The sequence below is a fragment of the Thalassobacter sp. genome (genome assembly GCF_982993085.1).
The window spans coordinates 19,789-29,214 of record NZ_CEZFMW010000035.1; the positions used below are offsets into that span (position 1 = coordinate 19,789).

A 9,426-nucleotide genomic window follows, 5' to 3' on the forward strand; every position below is an offset into this window, starting at 1 on the left:
GCCAATGGATTGACGAACACCCAAAAATCCGTCGAGACATTTTAGTTCGCCCAAGATTGCATATGCAGAATTTTCTTGCGCTGCAATTGCACAGTCGGTACGAAGACCCGACAAAATGATGCTAGGAGACGACCATGCCCCGTGACGCCGCCGAGAGCCACATCGAAACACCTGCCATTCTGCCAAACCTGCTTGCGTTGACAGGCGATGCCGTCGCTGCAGCAGAGGCCCTTTTGGCCCGCGCCAAGGCGTTGATCACCGTTCAAGTCACCGACAATGACCGCATTTCCGGCCGCTTGATCGAAGAAAACCAAACCGCGACCCATGGCTTTGCTTGGCTGGCCACATATGTCGAATCGCTGCGTCAGATGCAGGGCTGGGCCGAGCGGATGAGCGCAGACGGCACTTTCAACGAGATGAACCAACTGATCCATCAGATCGCTTTTGGAGAGTACCTGTGGCAGATGTACGGCGGCATCCCGATGAACCAAGGCGAAATCTTGCGCCCACAAGATATCGGCCTATCGCAAGAGGATCAGGCCGTGCTGATGACGCCGGCGGTCCAACTGCTCACGCAGAATGGCAACACCCAAGTCGCACGCACCCGCCTTGTTGAGCTGATGCAAGAGGGTCAGGCCGAGGCTATGTTCGGCACCTCCGGCCTTGATGAAGAGCTGGAAATGATCCGCGAGCAGTTCTTCCGCTATTCCAAGGAAAAGGTCGAACCCTTTGCCCATGAATGGCACCTCAAGGATGAGCTGATCCCGATGGAGATCATCGAGGAACTGGCCGAGATGGGCGTATTTGGACTGACCATCCCCGAGGAATACGGCGGGTTCGGTCTCTCGAAGGCATCCATGTGTGTCGTATCCGAGGAACTGTCACGGGGCTACATCGGCGTCGGCTCGTTGGGCACGCGCTCGGAAATTGCGGCTGAGTTGATCCTTGCGGGCGGCACCGAAGAGCAAAAACAAAGCTGGCTACCGCGATTAGCCTCCGCCGAGATCCTGCCCACTGCAGTGTTCACAGAACCGAATACCGGCTCTGATCTTGGCAGCCTGCGCACCCGCGCCGTCAAAGATGAGAACGGCGATTACCAGATCACGGGCAACAAAACTTGGATCACCCATGCGACCCGTACGCAGGTTATGACGCTGCTAGCGCGGACCGATCCCGACACGACCAACTACAAAGGTCTGTCGATGTTCCTTGCGGAAAAAACCCCAGGCACGGACGAAAACCCGTTCCCCACCCCCGGCATGACCGGCGGTGAGATCGAGGTCCTCGGCTATCGCGGCATGAAAGAATACGAATTGGGCTTCGACAACTTCCACGTAAAGGGTGAAAACCTGCTCGGCGGAGAAGAGGGTAAGGGCTTCAAACAGCTCATGGAAACCTTCGAAAGTGCGCGGATCCAAACTGCGGCCCGCGCGGTTGGTGTCGCGCAATGCGCTCTCGACATCGCGATGCAATACGCGATCGACCGCAAACAGTTTGGCAAGTCGCTGATCGAATTCCCCCGTGTTTCTGGCAAGCTTGCGATGATGGCCGTTGAGATCATGATCGCCCGTCAGCTGACCTACTTCTCGGCCCGCGAAAAAGACGAAGGTCGTCGCTGCGACCTTGAGGCTGGCATGGCCAAGCTGCTCGGCGCCCGCGTAGCGTGGGCGGCGGCCGACAACGGCCTGCAAATCCACGGCGGCAACGGCTTTGCGCTTGAATACAAAATCTCGCGCGTACTGTGTGATGCCCGCATCCTGAACATCTTTGAGGGCGCCGCTGAAATCCAAGCACAGGTGATTGCCCGCCGCTTGCTTGGCTGAACCGCCTCTTTTCTCAGCAGATCAACACCCCCGGCGTTATTCCCTAGCGTCGGGGGTTGCTTTTTTTCGCCCTCAGCCACAGCTGTTAGGTCACGAGGGAGATCACCATGACAGATACGCGCCCTATCCTGCTCACTGGCGTCAGCGGGTTCATTGCCAAACGCATCGCCTATGACCTTTTGCAAAAAGGCTACCATGTCCGAGGATCACTGCGCAGCATGGATCGCGCGGATGAGGTTCGGGCCGCCGTCCAAGACCCCGGTGATGGGCGCCTCACTTTTGTTGAGCTGGACCTGACCCGTGATGCTGGTTGGGATGCTGCCGTCACCGGTTGTCAGGCCATCCTGCATACCGCATCCCCCTTTCCTATGGCCTCTCCCAAGAATGAAGAGGACCTGATCCGCCCCGCAGTCGACGGCACGCGTCGCGCACTCAAGGCTGCGCGCATCGCAGGGGTGAACCGCGTCGTATTAACCTCATCCATGGTGGCTATTCTCTATGCGGAACGGCCTGCGGGCTACGCCGCCACCGCCGCCGATTGGACCGATGTGGCCCACAAAAGCGCCTCGGCCTATATCAAATCCAAAACCCTCGCAGAGCAAGCCGCATGGGATTTCGTCAAACGAAACCCAGAGGTGCAACTGACAACTGTCAATCCCGGCCTTGTGTGCGGCACGCCCATGGACAACCGCTTTGGCACCTCGCTGGAACTGATCCAACGGGTCATGTCCGGCAAGGACCCAATGCTGCCGGACATCCCCATTCCTGTGGTTGATATTGAGGATGTCTCGGCCCTTCACATCGTGGCGTTGGAACGCCCTGAGACAATCGGGCAGCGAATTATGGCCACGGACGACGTGCTGCGGATGCCCGCAATCGGCGCTTTGTTAGCCGCCACTTACCCAAAGCGAAAAATCGCTACCAAACCGGCTCCGCGGTTCTTGCTCAAGGCGCTTGCGATGTTTGACGCTTCGCTCAAAACTGCGATGCCCCAAGTTGGCCTGCCGATGCAGGTCGACACACGTGCCACTACCGAAGGGCTTGGCTACCGCTTTGTCCCATCGGATACGGCGATCAAACGCTCCGCTGAAGCTGTCATTTCTGGCGCTTAGTCTATCTTCCCTCGGGGCGACGCAGGGGGTATAGCCGCGTCATGGCTCAAAATCCTCCCTCGCTTCGGCCCGATCTCGCCCCCAAGCCCACCCTGCCCACGGACGCCCGCCCCGGGCAGCCCCGCATTGGCATGATCTCTCTTGGATGTCCCAAGGCGCTGGTGGACAGTGAACGCATCCTGACGCGCCTCAGGGCCGAGGGCTACGCGATCTCGCCCGATTATGCGGGCGCAGAAGCTGTCATCGTCAACACTTGCGGCTTCCTCGACAGTGCCAAGGCCGAAAGCCTTGAGGCCATCGGTGAGGCACTAGACGCCAACGGCCGTGTCATCGTCACGGGCTGTTTGGGCGCGGAGCCTGAGTATATCACTGGCGCGCACCCCAAAGTTCTGGCGGTAACGGGACCGCAGCAATACGAACAGGTGCTCGACGCAGTGCACGCCGCCGTGCCGCCCAGCCCCGACCCGTTCGTGGACCTTTTGCCTGCCACTGGCGTCAGCCTCACGCCACGCCACTACAGCTATCTCAAGATTTCCGAGGGCTGTAACCACACCTGCAAATTCTGCATCATCCCCGATATGCGCGGCAAGCTTAGCAGCCGCCCACACGCTGCCATCATGCGTGAAGCCGAACGGCTGGTCGATGCGGGCGTGCGAGAACTGCTCGTAATCTCGCAGGACACATCCGCCTACGGCACCGATGTCAAAGGGCGCGATGCCAAACACCCGATCATTCCTCTGGCGCGCGATCTTGGCTCGCTTGGCGCATGGGTCCGGATGCACTACGTCTATCCATACCCCTTCGTAAAAGACCTGATCCCGCTGATGGCTGACGGGCTAGTGCTGCCCTATCTGGATGTGCCTTTCCAACACGCCCACCCCGATACGCTGAAACGCATGGCGCGCCCGGCAGCCGCGGAAAAGACACTCGATCGGATCGGTGAATGGCGCGATATCTGTCCCGACATCACCCTGCGCTCTACATTTATCGTTGGCTATCCCGGCGAAACCGAGGCCGAATTCCAAACGCTTTTGGATTGGCTCGATGAGGCACAATTGGATCGCGTCGGCTGTTTTCAGTATGAAAATGTCGATGGTGCACGGTCAAACGCTCTGCCCGACCACGTCTCCCCCGAGCTGAAACAAGAGCGCTGGGAACGCTTCATGGAAAAATCCCAAGCAATTTCGGAGGCAAAACTGGCCGCCAAGGTTGGCACCCGGATCGAGGTGATCGTCGATTCCGTCGACGATGAGGGCGCCACCTGCCGCACCAAATCCGACGCACCCGAGATCGACGGGAACCTGTTCATCGACGAAGGCTTCGAAGGGCTAACACCCGGCATGATCGTCGAGGTCGATGTTGATGAGGCCGGGGAATACGACCTTTGGGGGCAAGTCGCGGCAACGAAGTAGGCCACCTAGGCCTCAGCCAACCACATCCTGACCGCGTCCTGCACATGCCGGAAGCGGTCGCCCCCCAAGTGTTTGCCACCGTACCAACGCGTGACGACAACAACAGTGTCGTACAGGCCTTCACGCTCCAGCATCCGACAGATCACAAGGCCCGCGCCACTTTCGCCATCGTCATTCTTGATCGGCCCGCTTTCAAGCAACAGCCCCCAAGTATTATGTGTCGCGCGGGCAAATTTCTTGTTCCGGCACAGCGCTTTGACAAAGGCCTTTGCCTCCTCGGGCGATGTCGCAGGCCCGCCCGCGACCGCATAGCGCGAGCCGCGATCAGAAATCACGTTTTCCATAATTCTCACGTGAACTGCCCCACAAGGATCACAACCCACGCAAGCCCCACCGCAATCCCAGCAAGCGAAGCCGCACAGGACCCGATGTCCTTTGCCTCACCCGCCAGCGGATGGTGCTCCAGTGAGATATAATCAACCACCCGTTCAATTGCGCTGTTGAGCAATTCCACCACCAACACAAACGTCCCGCCCATCACGATGATTGCCAACTCAACCGTGCTCAGCGGCAAGATCAGTGCCGCAAGCACCGAGATGGCATGCAACACCGCCCAGCCCCGCAGCGCGGATTCGCTTTTCCACGCGACCGTCCAACCAGCCCAGCTCCACGCTGATTTCTGTAGCAATTCTTTTAGGGTGGCGCGCATGCGGCTGTTCTCCAAGCTTCACGCCTTGAGACCAGAAACACACGACGATGAAAAGGGGACTAAGGCCCGGTCTCGCCCGAACCATGCGGTAGCTTGATCCACTCAAACACCTCCGCATTCATGCATGCAGACGGCACGGTTTGCGCCCCCCACTCGGATTTGCCAAGCCAACACTCACACTGCTGCACCCAATCGCATCCGCGACACCGGTGCACAACACTGGCCCATTCCTCTGCACTTAGACGGCCATCAGCATAGGCCTGCACCAAGTCGGCACCACTGGCCTTGGCCATAGTGACAGCCAACCAATAATGGCGATTCAATGTGCCCAAAGGGGTCAGGTGGTGTGTCATCATTACGATCCTTTTGCTGGACCAAGGATCGCACAGAATTGCACCCCGCGCTTTGCGCAGGATCAAAGACGGGTCTTACATGTGCGAAACGGTGCGCAGAGCATCCCAGCGGCTTTCATTATTGCAGCTTTCCGGCATTTCGCCCGCGTCCAGCGCCTTGGTGCAGCCACCCACATCGCCACATCCACGGCAGCGCAACAGCATATCTGCGGTGTCGCCCGCCGACAAAGTACCTTTGGCTTCTTCCGCGCGCAGGTCAAACCCCTGCGCGTCTGCCATGCGTTTCATAAGGTCTTGATGAAGTCTCGGATCGCCCAAAGCCATGATGCACCCTTTCTCGATGACGTCAGACAATGGGTAAGGCGTGCGCAAATTCGCGGCTTTGACCTATATCAAAGCCTCAATATCAAAGTCCCTCTGCGACCCGGCGTACTGTGGCCACACGCGCGGCGTTAGGTGGGTGGGTCCCCAAAAACCGATCGCCCGGGTCGGGAATACGCGCAAAAAACGCAGCCCCCCGCAACGGATCAAACCCAGCGTTATGGGTGATCACTGTGCCCAGCGCATCGGCCTCTAACTCATGTTCCTTCGAGAACCCGCGCGCCCCGACGGTCGCACCTGCGCGCGATAGCTGGTCCACCACAACCGCGTTTGCACCGGTAATCGCGCCCACAAGGCTGCCTAGAATTGCCCCCCCAACGGCGGCTTGCTGTTGCTCGGCCAAATGCTCTTCGATGTGGTGGGCAGCTTCATGGCCCATAACAAAAGCGATTTCATCAATGTTGCGCGCATCCGCGATCAAAGCCTGCGTAAACGTCAAAAGCGGGCGCCCCTCGGGGCTGAGCGATTGAAACGCGTTCTTGGGGGCGTTGGGGTTTGGGTCCACTCGGAACAAAAAATCGCAATTCAGCCTGCGCGTCTGTTCACGGCAGGTCCGCTCGGCCACAGGTTCCACCCGGATACGCGCGGCGTTGTAGTTGCGCATCGCTTGCGCTGCACTGACCGGAGCGCCCGCCTGCGGCAGAGGGGCCGCATTGACGGGGGGCGGCGCAGACGTCGGCTCCACGCAGGCAGATAGGAACAGAAGCGACAGACCTGCGACACACGTTCTCAACATTGCGACTCTCCTTTTCGGCGCGGCCTCGCGCCCTACCTTTGACCAAAGATATAGGAATTCGCCGTGCAAGACAAAAGCCATCCCGACACACGCGTACTGTATAACGCCCAGTGCCCTGTCTGTTCCTTTGAGATCAATCACTATGACGCTTACAGCAAGGCGCAGAACCTGCCGATCCGGTTTGACGATCTGAATGCGGATGTCTTGGCAGAATGGGACATGGACGCAGACACCGCCGCCAAGCGTTTGCATGTCTTGCATAATGGCCAGCTGATCGCGGGCATCCCTGCCTTCTTGGTCTTGTGGCAAGAAATGCCGCGTTATCGCCTGTTAGGGCGCATCGTGGGGCTGCCCGGTATTCGGCACGCGGCAAGTGCGGCCTATGACTACGTTCTCGCGCCTGCAATTTACGCTTGGCACAAACGCCGCCAAAAGCGCACGGTTGCCAAAGGCTAATCCCGCGGGCAGTGTGAAAGCATGTTTTCGATCGAACACACATTCGATGCCTCTGTCATCACCCTTGTGGATGAAGGCTCAGGCCATTTGACAGATGACGTCACGATCAACGCCTTTGAGGATTGCGTGACCGTTGAACAGGTCGATCCCACCACTGATATCGTTCGGCGGATCACCCTGTCGCTGTCACAGGTTCAGGATTTGGCCGCCGCATTGGACCTGCCTGAGGGGGTCTATCGGCTCAAAAAAGCCGAGGCAGAATAGAGCGCGCGCATGACGGTTGGTTTCTTTCATGATGAACGGTGCCTTTGGCATTCTGGCGGAAACTACGCGGGCATGTTGCCCGTAGGTGGCTTGGTCCAGCCCATGATCGGGGGCCTGCCCGAGAACCCGGAAACAAAGCGCAGGTTTGTGAACCTGATGCAGGTCACGGGCTTGGCGCATGAACTGAGCTGGTCCACCGCCCCTGCCGCCAGCACTGAGGATTTGTTGCGCGTCCATCCCCAAAGCTATCTGACCGCGTTCAAGGAGATGTCGGAGGCCGGCGGCGGCGAATTGGGGCTGCGCACGCCCTTTGGACCAGACGGATACAACATCGCCGCGCTTTCGGCCGGATTGACCACAGCCGCTGTCCAACAGGTTATGCGCGGTGAATTGAACCAAGCCTACGCACTGTCACGCCCCCCCGGCCACCACTGCCTGCCGGACTTTCCCAACGGCTTTTGCCTGATGGCCAACATCGCCATCGCGGTTGAGGCGGCGCTACATCACAAACTGGCCGGGCGCATCGCCGTGCTGGATTGGGATGTGCACCACGGCAATGGCACCGAGGCGGTTTTTTATGACCGCCCAGATGTCCTGACGATCTCGATTCATCAGGAACGGAACTATCCCAGCGACACCGGCGGGTTTGAGGCGCGTGGCTCTGGACGGGGTGAAGGCGCAAACCTCAACATTCCTCTGCCCCCGGGTGCGGGCCACAATGTATACATTAAATCCATGGAGCAAATCGTCCTCCCAGCGCTCCACGATTTCCAACCGGACCTGATCATTGTCGCCTGTGGCTTTGACGCCGCGATGATTGATCCGCTCAGCCGGATGATGGCCCGGGCCGAAACCTTTCGTGCGATGACCGCCATGGTGCAGGAGGCCGCAGGTGATCTATGCGGTGGCAAGTTGGTGCTGAGCCACGAGGGCGGCTATTCCGAGCTATATGTCCCGTTTTGTGGTCACGCCGTGATGGAGCAACTCACCGGTAGCACGATCACCGCGCCTGACCCGTTTGAAGAACGCTTCCGCGACCGTCAGCCCAGCGCGCGTTTTGACCAATTTGCCTTTGAGCTACTGGATGAAATGGCGCAGGCGCTTTAGCCCGCGTTGTCCGCCACACACATATGCTGCCGCAGCGCAGCAATGTGTTTGACTTCACAGTGGCCACTGCGGCACCTTAGCCGCGACCACAGCGAGGATCTCCTTCTTATGAATAAAGTATATGGCAGTGCGTCGGAGGCTCTTGATGGGCTTTTGCACGACGGCATGTTTATCGCGGCTGGCGGCTTTGGCCTGTGCGGTATCCCTGAGTTGCTTTTGGATGCAATCAAGGACGCGGGCACCCGAAACCTGACCTTCGCTTCCAACAACGCGGGCGTGGACGATTTCGGCATCGGAATTTTGCTACAAACGCGCCAAGTCAAAAAGATGATCTCATCCTATGTGGGTGAAAACGCAGAATTCATGCGCCAGTACCTGTCGGGTGAGTTGGAACTGGAATTCAACCCCCAAGGCACTTTGGCCGAGCGGATGCGTGCAGGCGGTTGCGGCATTCCAGGGTTTTACACCAAAACCGGCGTCGGCACCGTGATTGCTGATGGCAAAGAGCACAAAGAGTTCCCCACCGGGCCGGACGGCGCAAATGAGACGTATATCATGGAAAACGGCATCTTTGCTGATCTATCGATCGTCAAAGCGTGGAAGGCCGACGCCACAGGGAACCTTGTGTTCCGCAAAACCGCGCGCAATTTCAACCCGCCCGCCGCGATGTGCGGCAAGGTCTGCATCGCCGAGGTTGAGGAAATCGTGCCCACCGGCTCGCTTGATCCCGACATGATCCACCTGCCGGGCATTTACGTGCACCGCATCGTGCAGGGCGATCACGAGAAACGTATTGAGCAACGCACTGTGAGTGAGGGTTAAGAATATGCCTTGGGATAGAAACCAAATGGCCGCCCGCGCGGCACAGGAACTACAAGACGGCACATACGTGAACCTTGGCATCGGCATCCCGACGCTGGTGTCGAACTACATCCCCAAAGGGGTTGAGGTCACGCTGCAATCAGAGAACGGGATGCTTGGCATGGGGCCGTTCCCCACCGAGGACAACATTGATGCAGACCTGATCAACGCAGGCAAGCAAACCATCACCGAGCTGCCGCAAACCGCGTATT

Annotated in this window: 13 protein-coding genes; 8 read left to right on the forward strand and 5 right to left on the reverse strand. The window is 58.7% G+C overall.

From position 1 onward, the window contains the following. Window positions 1-134: 134 nt before the first annotated feature. The 3 genes from AC4GMC_RS07585 to rimO all read left to right on the forward strand — a co-directional run bounded on the left by AC4GMC_RS07585 (window position 135) and on the right by rimO (window position 4,347). The gene (locus AC4GMC_RS07585) at window positions 135-1,823 is read left to right on the forward strand and encodes an acyl-CoA dehydrogenase family protein (RefSeq protein ID WP_487880178.1); all 1,689 of its coding nucleotides are present in this window, start codon (window positions 135-137) and stop codon (window positions 1,821-1,823) included. Between the two features lie 107 nt (window positions 1,824-1,930). Continuing rightward, window positions 1,931-2,935: an NAD-dependent epimerase/dehydratase family protein gene (locus AC4GMC_RS07590; RefSeq protein ID WP_487877198.1), complete on the forward strand. Its 1,005-nt coding sequence runs from the start codon at window positions 1,931-1,933 to the stop codon at window positions 2,933-2,935. Between the two features lie 41 nt (window positions 2,936-2,976). Next, complete coding sequence (rimO, locus tag AC4GMC_RS07595) at window positions 2,977-4,347, forward strand: 30S ribosomal protein S12 methylthiotransferase RimO (protein ID WP_487877197.1); 1,371 nt, start codon at window positions 2,977-2,979, stop codon at window positions 4,345-4,347. A gap of 5 nt (window positions 4,348-4,352) precedes the next feature. Here the strand turns inward: rimO and AC4GMC_RS07600 are convergent, their stop codons facing one another. The 5 genes from AC4GMC_RS07600 to AC4GMC_RS07620 form a co-directional block, all read right to left on the reverse strand. Continuing rightward, window positions 4,353-4,691: a YigZ family protein gene (locus tag AC4GMC_RS07600; RefSeq protein ID WP_487877196.1), complete on the reverse strand. Its 339-nt coding sequence runs from the start codon at window positions 4,689-4,691 to the stop codon at window positions 4,353-4,355. Between the two features lie 5 nt (window positions 4,692-4,696). Then, complete coding sequence (locus tag AC4GMC_RS07605) at window positions 4,697-5,056, reverse strand: diacylglycerol kinase (RefSeq protein WP_487877195.1); 360 nt, start codon at window positions 5,054-5,056, stop codon at window positions 4,697-4,699. Window positions 5,057-5,115: 59 nt separating this feature from the next. Then, window positions 5,116-5,409, reverse strand: a complete 294-nt coding sequence (locus tag AC4GMC_RS07610; RefSeq protein ID WP_487877194.1) for a DUF6455 family protein — start codon at window positions 5,407-5,409, stop codon at window positions 5,116-5,118. A gap of 75 nt (window positions 5,410-5,484) precedes the next feature. Then, the gene (locus AC4GMC_RS07615) at window positions 5,485-5,733 is read right to left on the reverse strand and encodes a DUF6455 family protein (protein ID WP_487879413.1); all 249 of its coding nucleotides are present in this window, start codon (window positions 5,731-5,733) and stop codon (window positions 5,485-5,487) included. Window positions 5,734-5,815: 82 nt separating this feature from the next. After that, a complete protein-coding gene (locus AC4GMC_RS07620) occupies window positions 5,816-6,526 on the reverse strand; it encodes a M48 family metallopeptidase (RefSeq protein WP_487877192.1) in 711 nt (236 codons plus the stop codon). 63 nt (window positions 6,527-6,589) lie between these two features. Between AC4GMC_RS07620 and AC4GMC_RS07625 the strand changes: the two genes are divergently transcribed. The 5 genes from AC4GMC_RS07625 to AC4GMC_RS07645 all read left to right on the forward strand — a co-directional run. After that, on the forward strand, window positions 6,590-6,982 hold the full coding sequence (locus AC4GMC_RS07625) for a thiol-disulfide oxidoreductase DCC family protein (RefSeq protein ID WP_487877191.1): 393 nt from the start codon (window positions 6,590-6,592) through the stop codon (window positions 6,980-6,982). 21 nt (window positions 6,983-7,003) lie between these two features. Next, entirely contained in the window at window positions 7,004-7,246 is a 243-nt protein-coding gene (locus AC4GMC_RS07630) for a DUF8831 family protein (protein ID WP_487877190.1), read from the forward strand. A 9-nt stretch (window positions 7,247-7,255) separates the two neighbouring features. Further along, window positions 7,256-8,353 carry a class II histone deacetylase gene (locus AC4GMC_RS07635; protein ID WP_487877189.1) on the forward strand — a complete coding sequence of 366 codons (1,098 nt, stop codon included), beginning with the start codon at window positions 7,256-7,258 and terminating at the stop codon, window positions 8,351-8,353. Window positions 8,354-8,461: 108 nt separating this feature from the next. After that, the gene (locus tag AC4GMC_RS07640) at window positions 8,462-9,175 is read left to right on the forward strand and encodes a CoA transferase subunit A (RefSeq protein ID WP_487879072.1); all 714 of its coding nucleotides are present in this window, start codon (window positions 8,462-8,464) and stop codon (window positions 9,173-9,175) included. 4 nt (window positions 9,176-9,179) lie between these two features. Beyond that, window positions 9,180-9,426: CoA-transferase (locus AC4GMC_RS07645; RefSeq protein ID WP_490367655.1), on the forward strand; the 247-nt coding region annotated here is incomplete at its 3' end.